Genomic DNA, 17,243 nt, shown 5'->3' with positions numbered 1-17,243 from the left:
GATCGTCAGTTGAACGGCGCGATGCGCAGCGTGTCTTTTTCGAGAAAGGCCTGGACCGCTTTGCCGCGCAAGGACGGTTCCATCTCCTCGGCGGTGCAATACCAGCCGTCGACCGACAGCAGTTCGGCCTCGTTTTTGCGGCAGAAGATACGCGCCGCCGAATGGCCGAGCACGCCGGCCGACGCGCGCCCGCGCAGCGTGCCGTAAACATGGATGGAGCCGGCGGCGACGATCTCGGACCCGGAGGCGACGGAGCCCAGCACGATGACATCGCCATGCGCGTGGAAGACCGACTGGCCCGAACGGATCGGCGTTTTCACCATCAGCGTCGCCGGCGCTTCCGGCTGCCTGTCTTCCGGCTGCTTGCCGTCTTCCGCCTTGCCTTCTTCCGGCTTGCCGGTCTCTTCCGGCCTGCCCTTGCTGTCGGCCTGCATGAGCAGCCCGGCGGTGGCCTCTTTGGCGCCGATCAGCACCGGCGGCAGATTGGCCTCAAGCGCCGTGCTGCCGTCGAGCTCGATGGCATAGATGCGGATGCCGCGCAGGCCAAGCTCAGCGACCAGCGCTTCGATCTGACCGACCTCCGGCTTCAACGTATTGAGATTAAGCACCACCGGCCGGCCGGCGAAATAACCGGGAGAATTGCCGATCCAGCGATCAAGGCTCTCCAGCCACTCCGAAAGCGGCGCCTCCGGGGTGAGCGTAAAGGCGACGAACGAGCGGGCGCGAAAGCGAATGGATTTGGTCTCGACGGGGGCGGCGAAGGTCACGGACAGCGATTCCTTACTGATAGGTAAACGCTAGCCAGCCATGGTTAACGAAAGGTTAACGGAGGGGGTGTTTGCGGCATCTGGAAAGCTATTGCTGACAGACTTGGCGGTGTCACCAGCCAAGCGACAGCGCTGGAAATTACCCGCCCTCGGCACCTCGCTGGCTAAATGCCCTTCGCTGCGTCCTCGATCAGTTCCGCCAGCAAGGTAGAGAACCGCTCGTCAGTCCTATCCCCTATGTTTCCCACTTCTCTCGCCACGATCCCGGGCGAAGAGACTGACACTTCCCCACTCAGATGAACGTCGACCGTGAACGTTCTGGCTACCTCCCCCTCCGTGCCTCGCTTCCCATAGAGTTTGAACCGAACAGATGGTGTTGACGCTTTGGCTTGGCGGCCTGGCGCAGTGTCCATCTCGACAGTCACCTCGCCCCTCACGTCGGCTTGGGCCTCTTGCAACGATGCAACCACGACTTCGTTTAGCCAGGCCCTGGCTTGCGCGCCGAAGTCCACCCCCTCGGCCTTCTCATTGCCGACCTTCCCCTCTTGCTCACGGCGAGCTTCCTTCCCGCGATCAAGGGCGTCTTTGTACTTTGACATCATGGTTTTGCCTCCGATTGTGAGCGCATGAGACCGGCCGTCGCCATGCTCCTCCTAATGGGTAGAACGCGCACAATCGGCGTCCGTTGCGTAAGTGGAGCCCGCGGTTCGCCGCTGCGCACGGTGACGTCCTTTCGGCCGCACCGTTTGCACCTGAACTTGATGGCTCAGCACATAGACGGGATTGCAGATGCCACAGGCGAGCGACGGGCGCCGCTCAGCGCCCGCCTACTCGCACCGCTGCGGGGCCGCCGGAATAGGGCTGGTTTGTCTTCCGGCCGATAGGGGCGGTAGCGGCTTCCCGACGGCTTGTTAGGGCTTGAATACGCCAGGCATGCGGCGCAACTGGCCGCAGTGCCGCCTCAATGGCGCTTGAAATACTGCACCTCGCGCTCGTGCTTCTCGGCTGCCTCACGGGTATCGAAGGTGCCGAGATTGCGGCGCTTGCCGGTCTTTTCGTCCTTCTTGCGCGAATAGAGGCGGTATTTTCCGTCTTTGAGGTTTCTGATCATCCTGTCACTCCCCGAGCCGCTGCTTCCCCTTGAGGTTGCGCGCAGCTTGCTCGATCGCCGCCCGGTCGTTGCCCAACCTGTCGATCAGCTCCTGCGCCTGGTCGCCAGATATGCCGGTGCGTATCGCCAGGGCCTCCACCGTCAACACGTCGGAGCTCGCGACCTCGCGGGTTTCCGGCAAAGCATCGCCTGCCGTCAACGGCAGGGCTGCCTCCCTGTCGATCTCGGCCTCGGCCCGGTGCCAGTGCCGCTCGGGATCACCATGGATGCGGCCTTCACGTTCCCAGATCTGGTATGCGCGCTCACGAATCTTGTCTTCCCGGTCGTCGCCCATGTTGATTCCTCCTTTGGTATCGGATGAACGCCGCGCCAACCCGAACGATCCAAGAAATCTGTGTGATCGTTGGGGGGCGCACAAGGCGCCATGCACTGTGACCGCCAAGCGCCGCTCCCGCCTACTCGCACTGCCTGCGCGGGCCGCCGGAGTAAGGCTGGTAGCTGTTGTCTTCCGGCCGATAGGAGCGGTAGCGGCTGAAGCAATATTGCACGTGGTCGGGCGGAAGCCAGGCGGCGCCGGCTTCCTGCGACGGAACGTAGTCATCCATCGGCAATATGTCGCTCGCCTCGACATAGCTGGCGCCATCGTCGGAAGGCTGTGCGGTGCCGTCGATAGCGCCGGTATCGGAATAAGGCGAGATGCAGGGGCGCTGCTCTCCGCTGTAGGATGTGTAGTGGTCATCGCTTGGTCGGTAGGAGCGGTAGTGGCTTGCGCACCATTCCACATGGCCGGCAGGCACCGTCTGCCGCACGTCCGCCTGCTGCTCGCCCGTCTGCTGCTCGTCCGCTTCCGGCTGGATAGAGCCGGTAACGATGGGCGCCGAAGCTGCGGCATCGGCAGGTTCGGCCGGGACCGGGCGGGCGGGAAGGCGCTCAAGGCGCTGCGTGGCAGGGTCCACCTTCCGCGGCTCCTTGGGCCACAGTTCGGCGACGCTGGAGGTCGGGGCGGCCTGCCGCACCGGCTCGGCGGCAAGAATCCAGACCGCGAAGGCCAGCCCGCTGGCGAAAACCGCAAGCGTCAGCACGAAGCCACCAAGTACCGCCGATAGAGCTTTCACCCTGCGCTCCCTTGCCCCTCATCTTTAAAATGCGAGGCATTGGATCCGGTTCCAACCAGGAGCGACAGCTTCCGCGCTCAAGGGAGGCTCCTCTCCGGCCGCTTCGCGGCCACCTCTCCGCTTCACCAGGTTTCACAGGTCGCTGACAATCTCCCTATACGCCCTCACCTCGCCATCCTGCCCGCGAATCCGCCAGGTCTCCCCGTCCCGCGCCTCGACATAGCACGGCCCCAGCGGCACCTTGCCTCCGCCGTCCGGCAGGTCGAGCACATAGACGGGGTTGCAGATGCCCGACAGGCGCGCGCGCAGAGCGCTAGCCAGCGCCTGTCCCTGGTGAATAGTGGTGCGCCGATGCGCCATGCCGCGGGCGAGGTCGCCGTGGTGCAGGTAATAGGGTTTGACGCCGAGGCGGTACATCAGCTCCCGGCACAGCTCCTCCAACACCTCGACCGTGTCGTTGACGCCTTTCAGGAGAACGCTCTGGTTCAGCAGCACGAAACCGGCTTGCCGCAACGTGCGGCAGGCCTGCTCGGCGGCGTCAGTGATCTCGCGCGCGTGGTTGAAATGGGTGACGACGGTGACCATCAGCCGGCCCTGCAGGGAGCGAACCAGCCCTGATGTGACGCGCAACGGCAGCGCGACAGGCACGCGGGTGTGGATGCGCAAGAGCCGCACATGCGGAACCGCCTCGATGCGGGCGCGGATTTCGGCCAGCGCCTTGTCCGGCAACGACAGCGGGTCGCCGCCGGTCAGGATCACCTCGCGGATTTCAGGATGGGTCTCGATATAGGCGAAGGCCGGCTCCAGCGCCTCGCGTGAAAAACCACGGCCGATCGAGGTCAGCGACTCCTTGCGGAAGCAGAACCGGCAATAGACCGCGCACTGATAGGTCGGAAACAACAGAACCCGGTCGGCATGGCGATGCGTCAACCGCGGCACCGGGCTGAATTCATGGTCGGCGATCGGATCGTCGAGCTCGCCGTCCTGCTCGGCCAATTCGTCAGGCGACGGGATAACCTGCGCCCGTATCGGATCGGCGGGGTCGCTCCAGTCGATCAGGTCGAGATAGGTTTTGGGGATGCGAACCTTGTGGCGCGCGGCCGCCTCTGGGACCGCCGCGCGCTCGGCTGGCGACAGCGGCAGGGAATCCAGGTCGCGCGCATGCCGCACGCCGGCGCGAACATCGTCCTGCCACGCGTCGTCGTCGTGGGCGCGCTCGTCATCGGCCGTCATGCCGGCTGCATCCATGCTGGCGCCGGCGAGGTGTGGGGTCATCGAAGGGCTCCTTGAATTTGGGGCTGGATACAGCATTGGAGCCAAGGCTTGAAGGCAGTAAGCGGTGTTGGATGCACGGATGGACACAACCGCTGGCCATCGCTGATGCAAAACATTAGCTTGCGCTTACATTAGCTTGAGCGTATGTATAGATATGGCCGGTGATCTACCCCCCAACCGGTTAGGCTCGGCGCCAGTCCCTCCCCCCTCAGGCACGACGCCGGGCCGCTCGGCCCCTGTCGCGCGCTCACCGCAGAGTTAACCTCGCAGCCCCGGCGCTTCCTGCCCGGTGCGCTCGACATACTCCGTATAGCCGCCGCCATAGGTGTGGATGCCGTCGGGCGTCAGTTCCAGCACCCGGTTCGACAGCGCCGCGAGGAAATGCCGGTCATGCGAGACGAACAGCATGGTGCCTTCATACTGCGAAAGCGCCGTAATCAGCATCTCCTTGGTGGCGATGTCGAGATGGTTGGTCGGCTCGTCCAGCACCAGCAAATTGGGCGGGTCGAACAGCATCAGCGCCATCACCAGCCGCGCCTTCTCGCCGCCCGACAGCACCCGGCATTTCTTCTCGATCTCGTCGCCGGAAAAGCCGAAGCAGCCGGCAAGCGCGCGTAGCGGCGCCTGGCCTGCCTGCGGAAACGCGTCTTCCAGCGTCTGGAACACGGTGCGCTCGCCCTCCAGCACTTCCATGGCGTGCTGGGCGAAATAGCCCATCTTGACGCTCGGCCCGCGCGCCACCGTGCCATTGTCGGGTTCGGAAGCGCCGGCCACCAGCTTCAGCAGCGTCGACTTGCCGGCGCCGTTGATGCCCATCACGCACCAGCGCTCGCGCCGGCGCACCTGAAAATCCAGCCCCTCATAGATCGAGCGGCTGCCATAGCCCTTGTGGACCTTCTTCAGCGTCACCACGTCCTCGCCGCAGCGCGGCGCCGGCTGGAAGTCGAATGACACCTTCTGGCGGCGCTTGGGCGGCTCGACGCGGTCGATCTTCTCCAGCTTCTTCACCCGGCTCTGCACCTGGGCGGCATGCGACGCCCGCGCCTTGAAGCGCTCGATGAAGGCGATCTCCTTGGCCAGCATCGCCTGCTGGCGCTCGAACTGCGCCTGCTGCTGCCGGTCGGCGATCGCCCGCTGCTGCTGGTAGAATTCATAATTGCCGGAGTAAGCGGTCAGCGAGCCGCCGTCGATCTCCACCACCTTGTTGACGATGCGGTTCATGAACTCGCGGTCGTGCGAGGTCATCAGCAGCGCGCCGTCATAGTTCTTCAGGAACTGCTCCAGCCAGATCAGGCTTTCCAGGTCGAGATGGTTGCTCGGCTCGTCGAGCAGCATGGCGTCGGGCCGCATCAACAGGATGCGCGCCAGCGCCACGCGCATCTTCCAGCCGCCGGAAAGTTTTCCAACGTCGCCGTCCATCATCTCCTGGCTGAAGCCGAGACCGTCAAGCACCTCGCGGGCGCGGCCGTCGAGCGCATAGCCGTCGAGTTCCTCGAACCGCGCCTGCAGGTCGCCGTAGCGAGCGATGATGGCGTCCATTTCATCGGCCCGCTCCGGATCGCCCATGGCCGCTTCGAGCGCGCGCATCTCGGCCGCCACCTCGCTCACCGGCCCGGCGCCGTCCATCACTTCGGCAACGGCGCTGCGGCCTTCCATGTCGCCGACATCCTGGCTGAAATAGCCGATGGTGACGCCGCGATCGACCGAGACCTGGCCCTCGTCTGGCTGCTCCTCGCCGTTGATCATCCGAAACAGCGTCGTCTTGCCGGCGCCGTTGGGGCCGACCAGCCCGACCTTCTCGCCCTTCTGCAGGGAGGTAGAGGCCTCGATGAAGACGATCTGCCTTCCGTTCTGCTTGCTGATGCTTTCGAGTCGAATCATGCTTTCCACGCGTGCCAAAGGGATTTTCCCCGCGCCAATACGCGATAGGCCGCGCCTGCGGAAGCCCGCAAATCAATGGAATACTACGGCCGACAGGTGCCCCGCCCGCTAGATGCCAGAACGATCCGCTTGGCGTTCAGTTGGAGGCTCGAGCTGAATTAGCGGAACCTCGGATGGTGCCGTCAGTTTAGAAAGATGGACCTCAAGCACCCAAAGGAGGATGAGATGAAAACGCTAAAGGCTATTTTCCTCGCCGCTTCTATGATCGGCCTGAGCGCCGGCACGGCAAGCGCCACCTGCCACGATACGACCGCATCGATCGACGCTCAAACAGGTATAGCAAAGGACGGAACGCGTGCGCCTCTCGAAACTGATGCGAACGCCGGTAGCACTGTAAAGGGCGGCCCGGCCAACAAGGACGCCAACACCATGCCGCTTGCCAACCAGGAAGGCGGTGGGGATAAAAACCTTGCCACTTCGCAGCAGGATGCCCAGGCGCAGCAGGAGGGCGACAAGACAGCTGCGGCCAAAGCCGACCCCTGCAAGCCGGACTGACAACGCGGAGTGAAAAGCCGGCCGCAGACGCCGCGGCCGCCATGGGGCCAACCCGATCAGCAGCGCGTTGCCCTTAGCCGCGCGACGGCAAGGGCAGCGAGCGCGGTCTCGCGTCGTCTCGAACGCGACGGCCGCGTGACCGCCCTACGCAGTAGGTAATAGATGGAAATCCGGCCCGCGCCGCACTACGATCTTCACTGACGGCAACCGGGGGGGTGGAAATGGACGAGCAGCATACCGTATTCCTGATCGGTGGCGGCACGGGCGGCGACGAGCAGGCGGTGTTCACCTTGCGCTCGTCCGAAACCGCCTGCCACCTCACCTGCAGCTACCGTGACAAGGTGATCGAGGCCGAGGAGGAAGACTATTTCGAAGCGCTGTTCCAAATCCGCCAGCAACTCGAACTCGATCGCCTGCTGCCCTTTTGTTATGGAGCGAGCGGGAATATTTATCCCGAAGGAACGGTCATCGAGATGAGCCGCGGATTGATCGCCTGCAAGGTGAAAATGGGGCAGCTCCCCCAGAAGTCTGATTTGGTCAATATATTTGACGACGGGTACGACGTTGTGCCGACCTTCGTCCGCATACAACAGGAATTTTGGGATGAATGGCTGGCCTCGCTGCCTTCATAGCGACCAGCAACTGTCTCACCTGGCGCAATCTCATCCAATCCCGCCCGTCACCGCATAGGCACCGGCGACACGTCCGTCCTCAAGATGCACGACAGCGGTGACGATCGAGCCGTATGAGGCGCGCCAGACGCTGTGGATTCTCTCATGCTCTTTGGCCGCCACGACCGCACGTCCGGTGAAGCGCGCGCCGGTCCGCTGCATGTGAATGGACTCGCCGTTGACATGGATTTTCACGCTGATCTCGGTTCCGATCTCGTCATGCACGTCGAGCGTGATTGTTATCTCGTCCTGGCCTCCCGCACGGCGCGTCTCGGCGGCAAGTGTGACGGTCAGCGGCGGCGCGTCGTCGGGCTGGCGGGCGACATGCCGGGCGGCAAAGACATCGTCGGCCAATTCCGGCGTGCGTGGCGGCCGGGTGCGGCGCAGGCCGAAACGCTCGAAATCGCCGGCCAGCCGAAGCAGCTTCGTGTCCTCATAGGCCTTGCCGGCGAAGGTCAGCCCGACCGGCATGCCGATATCGGCCATCGTGCCCATCGGCACGGTGACGGTCGGAATGCCGAGATGGCGCCACACCAGATTGCCGTTGGCGACCCAGGTGCCGTTGCGCCAGGCAAGTGCTGCGGACGCCTCGTTGACATCCGCATCGGCCGGCCCGACATCGGCGACCGCGGGAAACACCACCGCGTCGAGCCCTTCCGCTTCGAGCCAATCCTCGAAGTCGATCCGCCGCGTCGCCTCCAGGCCTTTCAGGCCGGCCTCCAGCTCGGGGACATCAGTGAAAGGTGTCACGCCGTGCTTGGCCCGCTCGACATATTCCGCCAGATCGAAACTGTCCTCGTAACGATCCGGCAGCGTGCCCGGCGGCTGCGGAAAGATCTTTGGGCCGTCGACCGAGGCGAGATCGGGGATGGCGCGGTCGGCATTGGCGCGCAGAAAATCGTCCCAGGCAAAGATGCACAGGTCCCAGATTTCGCGCTCGGCGAAGGCTTTCGGAACCAGCCCGCGATCGACCATGTTTTTTGTGCTCGGCCGGTCGCGCTCGTAGTTGGAGACGACGGGAAAATCGACCTCGACCACATCAGCACCGAGCCGCCGCAAATCCGCCGCCGCCTGCTCCCACAGCTCCAGCACCGACGCGCGGGTCTGGATCGGAACGTCAGCCTCTACATCGCGGCCGATATACATGCGGGGCACGCCGAGCCGCACGCCTTGCAGCACCCCCTCCAGTCTGAGGCCGTTATAGCGTGGCGGCCGCACTTCCGAGCTCTTCGGCAACGTCACCCAGGGCTGCGTGCGCCAGAAATCGCCCCTGGTGTCGGGGTCGTCGGCGACGATCACGTCGAGCAGTTCCAGCATATCGGCAACGCTGCGCGTATGCGGCACCACCACGTCCATCGTCGGCACCAGCGGCCAGTTGCCGCGCACGGAAATGACGCCACGCGACGGCGTGTAGGCGACCAGCGCGTTGTTTGACGCCGGCGCCCGACCGGAAGACCATGTCTCCTCGCCGAGCCCGAAGGCGGCGAAGCTGGCGGCGGTCGCCGTGCCGGACCCGTTCGACGAGCCCGAGGCGAAAGCCGCCGTCAGGTAATCGGCATTGTAGGGGCTTTCCGCCCTTCCGTAGACGCCGCGCTGCATGCCGCCATTGGCCATCGGCGGCATGTTGGTCAGCCCGATCAGCACCGCGCCGCCGTCCCTTAGCCTCGAGATGGTGAAGGCGTCCTCGTTGGCCGTGAGATGTTCGAAGGCGGGCGAGCCGGCGGCGACCGTCAGGCCTGACACTTTGTAGCTGTCCTTGGCGGTGTAGGGGATGCCGTCCAGCGGACCAAGCATCGCGCTGTTCCGGCGGCGCCGGTCGGACGCAGCCGCCTCTTCGAACATTTTCGGATTGAGCACGGGAACGGCGTTGAGGGTGATGCCATGCCGGTCGTAATACGCGATCCTGCGCAGGCACGCGCCGACCAGCTCGACGCTGGTGACGATGCCGTCATCGAGCGCCCGCCGCAACTGTTCGATCGACGCCTCGACGATGTGGAGATCGGTCGTCATGTTCGGTCCCTGCACCCTGCGCGACGATGTGGCCCGGCGCCGCCTTTGTACAGGCCACGTTTCTTCACACACCCCCCTCTGCCCTGCCGGCATCTCCCCCGCAAGGGGGAAGATTGGCAGCGTCATCGGCAGCACCAACTATTCAACGCTGGGCATCGGCGAAAGCCGAAGTGACATCCGATCTCCCCCTTGCGGGGAGATGTCCGGCAGGACAGAGGGGGTGCTCAAGCTCCGATCCGAAAATCGCTCGTTCCGCCGCCGCAGTGTTGCGGGATCTCGGTCGCGCGCTAGGATCGCTCGGCAGGGATCAAGACCGATCGAGGACAAGCCATGGATAATTGGAAACTACCCTGGGAAGGCGGCTGCCTGTGCGGCGGGATACGCTTTCGGATAAGTGCGCCGCCCTTGCTGACAATGGCCTGTCATTGCACCGGCTGTCAGAAGCTGAGCGCGAGCGCTTATTCCCTGACCATGGCCGTGCCAAGCAACGGCTTCACTGTTACACGAGGCGAGCCCGTGGTCGGCGGCATGCATGGGCCGCACCGGCAACTCTACTGCCCGCATTGCAAGAACTGGATGTTCACGCAGCCGCACGGCCTGGACTTCTTCGTCAATGTTCGCGCTACCATGCTGGACGAACACCATTGGTATGTGCCCTTCGTTGAGGTTTTCACCTCGGAAAAGCTGCCTTGGGCTACGACCGCCGCTGCCCACAGCTTCGCCACTCAACCCGACCTTGAGGGATATGCGCCTTTGATCGAGGCCTTTGCGCGCGAAGGGGCGCGGCCGGTGTAATTGGTTGCAAGTGAGGTTGGCGAAAGCGCACTAGCAGCCAATCTCCCGCAGGGGGAAATCCCCTCACCGCAATTCCACCCACACCGGCGCGTGGTCGCTGGCGCCGGTCTCGCCGCGCACATCGCGGTCGATCCCTGCCCCAGTCAGCCGGCGCGCAAGCTTCTTCGACAGCAATATGTGGTCGAGCCGCATGCCGGCGTTGCGCGGCCAGCGGTTGCGGCGATAATCCCAGAATGTGTAGAGCGTCTCCTTCGGATGCTTCTTGCGCAGCGCATCGGTCCAGCCCTGTTCGAGCAGTGCTGCGAAGGCGGCGCGGCTTTCCGGCTGCACGAGCGCATTGTCGTCATAGGAGCGGGTCGGATAGATATCGCGCGGTTCGGGCACGACATTGTAGTCGCCGACGAGTGCCACTGGCAGGCCGGTGTCGAACAGTTCCGCCGCATGCGCGTTCAGGCGCTCGTGCCAGGCCAGCTTGTACTGGAATTTCGGGCCGGGCTGCGGATTGCCGTTCGGCGCGTAGAGGCAGGCGATGACGATGCCGTTGACCGCCGCCTCGATGTAGCGGGCCTGCTGGTCCGCCTCGTCACCAGGCAGTGCCTCGCGGGTCAGAACGGGTTCTGAACCCAGCGCCAGTATGGCGACGCCGTTCCAGGTCGGCTGCCCCACCCACACCGCGCCATAGCCGGCATCCGCGAGTGCCGAACGCGGAAACTGCGTGTCCCTCGCCTTGAGCTCCTGCAGGCAGACGATGTCCGGTTCGGCGACAGCCAGCCAGGCCAGCAGGTTTTGCAGCCGGCTGTTGATGTTGTTGATGTTGAAGGTGGCGATCTTCATCGGCCTGCTTCAGCGCACGATGCGCTCGGTCCACGCCTTCACCGCATCGGCCACGGTCTTCAGATGATCGGCGGTGGAGAAGCCGGAGATGCTTTTGCGCGGCTTGAGGTCGTGGTCGCCGTCCTCCAGCCAGAGCATCTCGATGCGGTCGGAAAGATCGTAGCTCGCGACCTCGTCCGGCGTGCCGAACTCGTCGCGTGTGCCCTGGACAATCAACGTTGGCGTCTTCAGCGCGGCCAGATGCTTCGTGCGCAGCTGCGTCGGCTTGGCCGGCGGATGGAAGGGATAGCCGAGGCAGAGCAGCCCTGAAATCACGCCCTTCGAAAACATCTCGTCGGCGACCATCGAGGCGACGCGTCCGCCCATCGACTTGCCGCCGATGATGAGCGGCCCCTTCACGCCCTTCGCCCTGAGGTCGGCGATCGCCTTGATGTATTCGGGATTCACAGTCTCGGCCCGCGGCGGCGGCTTGCGATGGCCGTAGCGGCGGGCCGCCATGTAGTGAAATTCAAAGCGCGCGACGCGGAAGCCGGCTGCGGCAAGTGCTTTGGCTGTGGCGATCATTGAGGCTGAGTCCATCGGCGCCCCGGCGCCATGGGCTAGCAGGATGGTGATGGGGGCGGTATCGGGCCCGTCGAGGAGGAAGGTGGTCATGGGATGATATCCCGATGACGGCCGAGTTCCTTCACACCCCCCTCTGGCCTACCGGCCATCTCCCCCTCAAGGGGGGAGAACGGCAGCTTCTCCGTACCACCTAGCTTCCAAGGCCGGCGATTGGCGAAAGCGATGGCGACATCCGATCTCCCCCCTTGCGGGGGAGATGGCCGGCAGGCCAGAGGGGGATATTCAAGCGCGACCATTGCAACCCTTTATACAGATACCCCACCGCAAACCTGTAACTGGAGATACTCGACCCGAGCGGCCAGCAATCCTGGCCAGCCCGTGGCATCGATACCGCTTACCCATTTGCAGGCAGCTTCTTGCCCATGCACTTGCTCCAGAAAGCAGAAATATGCCGTGTCGCGCCATGATCCGCACAATTGCGAATTGCCATCCATAACATCCAGAGCCGACGCCCAGGTGAACCATCGCCTGATCCATTCGCCAACCTTGCCGTCGAGGTCGGCAGCGCACTGGGCTATGAACGCGTCGAGATCACCTTCATTTGCCACCCAAAACGGGCCACGCCCTCTGACGAAATCCCCGTCAATGGCATCGAACCCTACCCTGAGAAATGGTTTGCTCGATCGCCGAGAGCTTTGAGTCATGAACTGTGTCGAACTCGGATCCTTAACCTCGTACCAGGCAAAGAAATCCTTGTCTAACTTCGCGAACTTCTTCCACTTGAACATCGCTACAAGCGCGCAGTCGTAGTCGCCGTACCGGCGGTCTGCATAGCAATCCAGCTCGATGCTGAAATCGGTCAAGTTGTCTGTGGACGCGATGAGCAACTTGGCGCTGCCCGGCCTGAACCATCTCTCACCAAGCCGCGTAGGGAGCTCTTCGACAACTCGCGCTCGAATGGCCTTTGCGTCGAGCACCATGTCTTGGTCTCACCCCGCCGTTCGCGCCATCTGCAAATCGACGAACTGTATCCCCTTCGCCGCCATGCGTGCCCATTCGGAATTCGCATCGAGCTCAAGATACCGCACCCAGTTCCGCCGTGCTTCCGCCAGATTGCCGGCGTCGAATTCGAGCCTGGCGAGGTTAAACACCGCGTCGGCATAGTTTTGGTCGAGCGCGATCGCCTTTTGCAGGTGCCGTCGCGCCGAGGCCTCGCGGCCCTGCTCGGTCATCAGCCCGGCCAGATTGAACCAGGCCTCGACAAAGCCGGGGTCGAGCTTGATGGCGCGGGCATAGTCGTGCGCCGCCTCGGCCGCGTGGCCGGAGGCGCGCAGGCAGTTGGCGCGGTTGAAGGCGGCAATCGCATCGCTCGGATCGATGGCCAGGCAGCGCTGGTAGAGAGCCGCCGCCGCATCGTGGTTTTCAGCCTCTTCCGCCGCTTCAGCGTCGGCGAACAATTCTTCCAGCGTGTCGTCATCCGGCGATCCCAGGTCGAACAGCAATTGCCCGTTGAGTTCGCTCTGGCCGCCTTCGAGATAGATCGTATCGGCGCGCCCATGCTGCGAGCCGACATTGAGCGACTTGGCGGTGAGCGAGGCGACCGGGCCGGAGCGGTGCACCGAGCGCGCGATCGCTCCCCATGAGGCGCCGCCGGCAACCAGCCCGGCATATTTGCGGGCGAGGATCAAATCGCGGAAGGAATAAGGCTCGCCATCATGCTCGAAGGCATCGAAAAGCGACAACAGGTCGAGGTCGGATGCGGCCAATCGCGATTGATCGAGAAGCGACTGCCGCGACAGGGCCGAAGCCTCCGGCGCCTTCATCAGCCCGAGCAGGCGCAGAAATCCGTTTTCGCTGAGAAGGGTGCGCCCTGCCCGGCGCTCGGCCGCGAAGCGACGCTCGGTCTCGGCATCGCCTGCCTTGGCCAGAAGCGTGCGACCAAACACGACATGGCTGGTGCGCCTCGTGACGCCACGCCGCAACTGGCCCTGCTGGCGCGCGACCTCACGCGCGGCCAGCCGAAGCGGAAACGCCGCCAGCGCGCCGACGACGCCGAAGATGCCGCCGGCGGGGACCGTCACGCCTTGCTCTTGCCGACGGCCTTCAGCAGATTGGCCTTCAACGGGTTTTCCTTGGCAGCGCCGCCTGCGGCCGCCTTCTTGGCAGCCGGTTTCGCCCCTTCATCGGCCTTGCTCTTGCTCTTGGCTGGCGGCTTGGCCGACTGCGACAGGCTGGCCTTCAGCGCATCCATCAGGTTGATGACGTTGCCGCGCTCGGGGGCGGCCGCGATGATCGGCTTGTGGCCTTTTAGCTTCTCGCGGATCATCGCCATCAGGGCAATCTCGTAGCGATCCTCGTAATTCTTCGGGTCGAAGGTGGTTTCCTTCTGCTTGATCAGCGCTTCGGCGAGCTGCAGCATTTCCGGGTCGGGCTTGCCGGCCGGGATGTTGCCGAAATATTCGGATGTGCCGCGCACCTCATTCGGGTTCCTCAAGGTGCAGACGAACATGCCGTTCTCGCGCGCGCCGATCGTCACCACGCGCTCGCGGCTGGATAGCACCAGCCGCGCGATCGCCAGCTTGCCGGACTTGCGCATGGCTTCGCGCAGCACGGCGAAGGTTTCCTCGGCCATCGCCCCATCCGGCGCCAGATAATAGGGCGCGTCCTGGTAGATGACGTCGACCTCGCCCTCGTCGACAAAGGCCTCGATGTTCATCGTATGATTGGATTCGATGCGCACCGCGTCGAGATCGGTATCATCGATGATGATGTACTGCTTGTCCTCGTATTCGTAACCCTTGACCAGGTCCGAGCGCTCGACCAGCCCGAGCTCGGGATCGACCGGTTTCATGTTGATGCGGTTGTGCGTCTTCTTGTGCAACTGGTTGAAGCTGATGCGCTCGCTTGCGCTGGTGGCCGGATAGAGCCGGACCGGACAGCTGACGAGGCTGAGCTTGAGGTAACCTTTCCAACTTGCCCTGGGCGCCATGAATTCTCTCCTACGCGGCCGTGCACTGTCGAACTGTCGCAGCGCTGTTCGTCCGAAGGACGAAAGACAGCGCCGAAATCCTACATCGAGCCCTCACAATACCGGCAAATCCCTAGCGAAATCTTCCATGTCCGCCCAGGGATCGCCGGAACTGGCCAGAAGGCCCGGCAGCGAAGAATAATTCAAATCCTGCGGAGCGTCGATGGATTCCAGATCAGACCAGCTCACCGGCGTCGAGGCCGGCAAATTGGTGCGGGCGCGCAGCGAATAGGGTGCGGCGGACGTGTGGCCGCGCGCATTGCGGTGATAGTCGATGAAGATACGCCGTTTGCGGTTGTCCTTGCCCATGGTCGTGGTGAAGGTATCGGGCGCCGTGGCGGCCAGATGCGTGGCGATGGCGCTGCTGACTTGATGCAGCTTCTTCCAGTTCTGCTTCTGCGTCACCGGCACTGATATATGGATGCCGCTGCCGCCGGAGGTCTTGGCGAACGGCGTCAGCCCGAGACGTTCCAGCTCGCCCTTGATGTGCACGGCGGCTTCCACCACCTCGCGCCACGCGATCCCCTCGCCCGGGTCGAGGTCGAAGACGACCAGGTCGGGCTTGTCCAGTTTTGTGCGATGGGTGCCCCAGGTGTGGAACTCGACGACGCCGAACTGCGCCAGCGCCAGATAGCCCTTGGCGCCCTCGACCGAGAGATAGGATTTTGTCTCGCCCTCGGAGTTGATCGCTTCGAAGGTGACGACCGAAGGCGGCATGCCGGTGAAGGCATGGCGCTGGAAGAAACAATCCTGCGGCTTGCCGGTCGGGCAGCGCACCAGAGACACCGGCCGGCCGAGAATGTGCGGCAGCATGAAGTCGCCGACCAACGCGTAATAGACCGCGATGTCGAGCTTGGTCGGTCCGGTCTTGCCGAACAGCCGCCGCGTCGGGTTGGTCACCCAGATCGTGGCGAGATCGGCCTCGGCGATCAGCCGCTTGCGCTTGGCGGACACCGGCGTCGACAGGCCGACATCCCTGAGCCCGCGGAACACGCCGTGGCGCAGCGCATTGTCCGCGGTGCGGTTGGCATAGTGGATGCGGGCCGACAGCAGCGGCCGCACCCAGTTCATCTCGCGCATGATCTCGCGCGGAACCCCTTCGGGCGCCGACGCGCCGGCGCGCAGCGGCTCCAGCCGGGCCAGCAATTCGCCTGCTGTCGCGGCATCGAAGCCGGTGCCGACCTTACCGCGATAATGCAACTCGCCGTCCTCGAATTCGGCCATGCCGAGCGCCGCCAGTCCCTCGGCCGCGCTGGAGGTTGTGTAGCCGGCGATGACGAAGTCGTCGGATTTGAGCGCCTTGGTCTTGGTCCAGGTCTTGGTGCGGCCGCTCTGATAGGTTGCCGTGGCGCGTTTCGAGACGACGCCTTCCAGTCCCATCTCAGAGGCCTGGTCATAAAGTGCCTGGCCGTCGCCTTCGACATGGTCTGAAAACTGAATGGCGGAGTTGGAGCCCAAACCGGACAGCAGTTGCGACAGCAGCGCCTTGCGCCGGCCGAGCGGCGCTTTTCTCAAGTCCCATCCGTCGAGATACAACAGATCGAAGGCGTAGAAGTGGAGCTTGTTGCCGGCACCTTCGGCCAGCGCGTCCTGCAAAAGCGCGAAGCGGCTGATGCCCTTGGCGTCGAGCGCGACGACCTCGCCGTCGATGACAGCCTCGCGGCAGGGCAGCCTGGCGAAGGCGAGTGGCAGGTCGCCATAGCGTTTCGTCCAGTCGAGGCCGGCGCGGGTGATAAGCTTGACCGCGCCGTCGGCCAGATGTGCCATGGTGCGGTAGCCGTCGAACTTGATCTCGTGCAGCCAGGTTTCGCGCGTTTTTTCCGCGGGGCCTTCGCCGCCCGGCGGCTTCGGAACCTGCGTCGCCAGCTGTGGCTCGATCCGGGAAGGCGGCGGCGCCTTGACGGCGCCCGGGAAAGCGCCGGGCTTCAGCACGACCGGTTTCGCAGGCCTCGCGGCAGGCTTCGGCGCTGCCACCAGCTCCTCGATGCGGCGGCCGGATTTCACGCTTTCGGGGCGGGCTTCCAGTATGTCGAGCTTGGCGTCTGCCGCGAGGTCGCGCTCCTTGAACAGCAGCCAGTTCTTTTTGCCCTCATCCTCGCCGGGCTTCGGTTTCAGCCTGGCCAGCATCCAGCCGCCATTCAGCTTCTCGCCGGCCAGACGGAACTTGAAGGAACCGGTGCGCAGGCTCTTTTCGACATCGTCCATCGGCGCCCAGGTGCCGGTGTCCCAGACGATCATCGGCCCGCCGCCATATTCGCCCTCGGGGATGACGCCTTCGAAGTCGATATATTCGAGCGGATGGTCCTCGGTCTCGACCGCCAACCTTTTGTCAGCGGGATTGAGCGACGGGCCGCGAGGCACCGCCCAGCTCTTCAGCACATCGCCGACCTGCAGGCGCAGGTCATAGTGGTCGGCGGTAGCGTGATGCTTGTGGACGACGAAGCGGTTGCCTTCTGCGGCAACCAGTCCGCCGGCGGGCTCCGGCGTCTTGCTGAATTCGCGCTTGGCTCGATAGGCCTTGAGCTTCGACGTCATGTCCGCATGCCAAGCGGGATGCGTCGTCCCTGTAAAAACAAGGACTTGACCCGGATCACATGAATCATTTTGTCAGCATGCGGCGGGCCGATGTCGTGCCTC

The 17,243-nt window shown here is 64.0% G+C and carries 17 protein-coding genes; 3 read left to right on the top strand and 14 right to left on the bottom strand.

Annotated elements, in window-relative coordinates:
* Positions 1 to 5: 5 nt before the first annotated feature.
* The 7 genes from minC to ABID19_RS03030 form a co-directional block, all read right to left on the bottom strand.
* The gene (minC, locus tag ABID19_RS03060; protein ID WP_354487915.1) at positions 6 to 767 is read right to left on the bottom strand and encodes a septum site-determining protein MinC; all 762 of its coding nucleotides are present in this window, start codon (positions 765 to 767) and stop codon (positions 6 to 8) included.
* A gap of 164 nt (positions 768 to 931) precedes the next feature.
* The gene (locus ABID19_RS03055) at positions 932 to 1,369 is read right to left on the bottom strand and encodes a hypothetical protein (protein ID WP_354487913.1); all 438 of its coding nucleotides are present in this window, start codon (positions 1,367 to 1,369) and stop codon (positions 932 to 934) included.
* A 359-nt stretch (positions 1,370 to 1,728) separates the two neighbouring features.
* Positions 1,729 to 1,878 (bottom strand): hypothetical protein, encoded by a 150-nt coding sequence (locus ABID19_RS03050; protein ID WP_354487911.1) that lies wholly within the window; start codon positions 1,876 to 1,878, stop codon positions 1,729 to 1,731.
* A 4-nt stretch (positions 1,879 to 1,882) separates the two neighbouring features.
* Positions 1,883 to 2,212 (bottom strand): DUF2934 domain-containing protein, encoded by a 330-nt coding sequence (locus ABID19_RS03045; RefSeq protein WP_354487909.1) that lies wholly within the window; start codon positions 2,210 to 2,212, stop codon positions 1,883 to 1,885.
* A gap of 121 nt (positions 2,213 to 2,333) precedes the next feature.
* On the bottom strand, positions 2,334 to 2,993 hold the full coding sequence (locus ABID19_RS03040) for a BA14K family protein (protein ID WP_354487908.1): 660 nt from the start codon (positions 2,991 to 2,993) through the stop codon (positions 2,334 to 2,336).
* 132 nt (positions 2,994 to 3,125) lie between these two features.
* Complete coding sequence (locus tag ABID19_RS03035; RefSeq protein WP_435528680.1) at positions 3,126 to 4,268, bottom strand: KamA family radical SAM protein; 1,143 nt, start codon at positions 4,266 to 4,268, stop codon at positions 3,126 to 3,128.
* Between the two features lie 258 nt (positions 4,269 to 4,526).
* A complete protein-coding gene (locus ABID19_RS03030) occupies positions 4,527 to 6,149 on the bottom strand; it encodes an ABC-F family ATP-binding cassette domain-containing protein (protein WP_354487906.1) in 1,623 nt (540 codons plus the stop codon).
* Positions 6,150 to 6,344: 195 nt separating this feature from the next.
* On the opposite strand from ABID19_RS03030, the gene ABID19_RS03025 reads away from it, so the two are divergent.
* Positions 6,345 to 6,704 (top strand): hypothetical protein, encoded by a 360-nt coding sequence (locus ABID19_RS03025; protein ID WP_354487904.1) that lies wholly within the window; start codon positions 6,345 to 6,347, stop codon positions 6,702 to 6,704.
* A 221-nt stretch (positions 6,705 to 6,925) separates the two neighbouring features.
* Positions 6,926 to 7,336 carry a hypothetical protein gene (locus ABID19_RS03020; protein ID WP_354487902.1) on the top strand — a complete coding sequence of 137 codons (411 nt, stop codon included), beginning with the start codon at positions 6,926 to 6,928 and terminating at the stop codon, positions 7,334 to 7,336.
* 30 nt (positions 7,337 to 7,366) lie between these two features.
* On the opposite strand, the gene ABID19_RS03015 is transcribed toward ABID19_RS03020, so the two are convergent.
* Positions 7,367 to 9,385, bottom strand: a complete 2,019-nt coding sequence (locus ABID19_RS03015; protein WP_354487900.1) for an amidase — start codon at positions 9,383 to 9,385, stop codon at positions 7,367 to 7,369.
* Positions 9,386 to 9,715: 330 nt separating this feature from the next.
* Here ABID19_RS03015 and ABID19_RS03010 point away from each other — a divergent pair, with 330 nt between their 5' ends.
* Positions 9,716 to 10,180 (top strand): GFA family protein, encoded by a 465-nt coding sequence (locus ABID19_RS03010; RefSeq protein ID WP_354487898.1) that lies wholly within the window; start codon positions 9,716 to 9,718, stop codon positions 10,178 to 10,180.
* A gap of 63 nt (positions 10,181 to 10,243) precedes the next feature.
* Here the strand turns inward: ABID19_RS03010 and ABID19_RS03005 are convergent, their stop codons facing one another.
* The 6 genes from ABID19_RS03005 to ligD form a co-directional block, all read right to left on the bottom strand.
* Entirely contained in the window at positions 10,244 to 11,014 is a 771-nt protein-coding gene (locus tag ABID19_RS03005; protein ID WP_354487896.1) for an exodeoxyribonuclease III, read from the bottom strand.
* A 9-nt stretch (positions 11,015 to 11,023) separates the two neighbouring features.
* A complete protein-coding gene (locus ABID19_RS03000; RefSeq protein WP_354487894.1) occupies positions 11,024 to 11,668 on the bottom strand; it encodes an alpha/beta hydrolase family protein in 645 nt (214 codons plus the stop codon).
* 215 nt (positions 11,669 to 11,883) lie between these two features.
* On the bottom strand, positions 11,884 to 12,558 hold the full coding sequence (locus ABID19_RS02995) for a hypothetical protein (protein WP_354487892.1): 675 nt from the start codon (positions 12,556 to 12,558) through the stop codon (positions 11,884 to 11,886).
* 9 nt (positions 12,559 to 12,567) lie between these two features.
* Positions 12,568 to 13,659: a tetratricopeptide repeat protein gene (locus tag ABID19_RS02990; RefSeq protein ID WP_354487890.1), complete on the bottom strand. Its 1,092-nt coding sequence runs from the start codon at positions 13,657 to 13,659 to the stop codon at positions 12,568 to 12,570.
* Positions 13,656 to 14,567: a non-homologous end joining protein Ku gene (ku, locus tag ABID19_RS02985; protein ID WP_354487888.1), complete on the bottom strand. Its 912-nt coding sequence runs from the start codon at positions 14,565 to 14,567 to the stop codon at positions 13,656 to 13,658. Before ku ends, ABID19_RS02990 begins: the two co-directional genes overlap by 4 nt.
* Positions 14,568 to 14,660: 93 nt before the next feature.
* Positions 14,661 to 17,141 carry a DNA ligase D gene (ligD, locus tag ABID19_RS02980; RefSeq protein ID WP_354487887.1) on the bottom strand — a complete coding sequence of 827 codons (2,481 nt, stop codon included), beginning with the start codon at positions 17,139 to 17,141 and terminating at the stop codon, positions 14,661 to 14,663.
* Positions 17,142 to 17,243 lie beyond the last annotated feature (102 nt).

Origin of the sequence: Mesorhizobium robiniae (assembly GCF_040545535.1) — a bacterium.
GTDB lineage: Bacteria > Pseudomonadota > Alphaproteobacteria > Rhizobiales > Rhizobiaceae > Mesorhizobium > Mesorhizobium robiniae.
This window is presented reverse-complemented; position numbering and strand designations above follow the sequence as displayed.

Coding starts and splice junctions, on each gene's coding strand:
- ABID19_RS03055 (WP_354487913.1), bottom strand. CDS start 1,369: ATGATGTCAAAGTACAAAGACGCCCTTGATCGCGGGAAGGAAGCTCGC.
- ABID19_RS03050 (WP_354487911.1), bottom strand. CDS start 1,878: ATGATCAGAAACCTCAAAGACGGAAAATACCGCCTCTATTCGCGCAAG.
- ABID19_RS03045 (WP_354487909.1), bottom strand. CDS start 2,212: ATGGGCGACGACCGGGAAGACAAGATTCGTGAGCGCGCATACCAGATC.
- ABID19_RS03035 (WP_435528680.1), bottom strand. CDS start 4,268: ATGACCCCACACCTCGCCGGCGCCAGCATGGATGCAGCCGGCATGACG.
- ABID19_RS03030 (WP_354487906.1), bottom strand. CDS start 6,149: ATGATTCGACTCGAAAGCATCAGCAAGCAGAACGGAAGGCAGATCGTC.
- ABID19_RS03025 (WP_354487904.1), top strand. CDS start 6,345: ATGGACCTCAAGCACCCAAAGGAGGATGAGATGAAAACGCTAAAGGCT.
- ABID19_RS03020 (WP_354487902.1), top strand. CDS start 6,926: ATGGACGAGCAGCATACCGTATTCCTGATCGGTGGCGGCACGGGCGGC.
- ABID19_RS03015 (WP_354487900.1), bottom strand. CDS start 9,385: ATGACGACCGATCTCCACATCGTCGAGGCGTCGATCGAACAGTTGCGG.
- ABID19_RS03010 (WP_354487898.1), top strand. CDS start 9,716: ATGGATAATTGGAAACTACCCTGGGAAGGCGGCTGCCTGTGCGGCGGG.
- ABID19_RS03005 (WP_354487896.1), bottom strand. CDS start 11,014: ATGAAGATCGCCACCTTCAACATCAACAACATCAACAGCCGGCTGCAA.
- ABID19_RS03000 (WP_354487894.1), bottom strand. CDS start 11,668: ATGACCACCTTCCTCCTCGACGGGCCCGATACCGCCCCCATCACCATC.
- ABID19_RS02995 (WP_354487892.1), bottom strand. CDS start 12,558: ATGGTGCTCGACGCAAAGGCCATTCGAGCGCGAGTTGTCGAAGAGCTC.
- ku (WP_354487888.1), bottom strand. CDS start 14,567: ATGGCGCCCAGGGCAAGTTGGAAAGGTTACCTCAAGCTCAGCCTCGTC.
- ligD (WP_354487887.1), bottom strand. CDS start 17,141: ATGACGTCGAAGCTCAAGGCCTATCGAGCCAAGCGCGAATTCAGCAAG.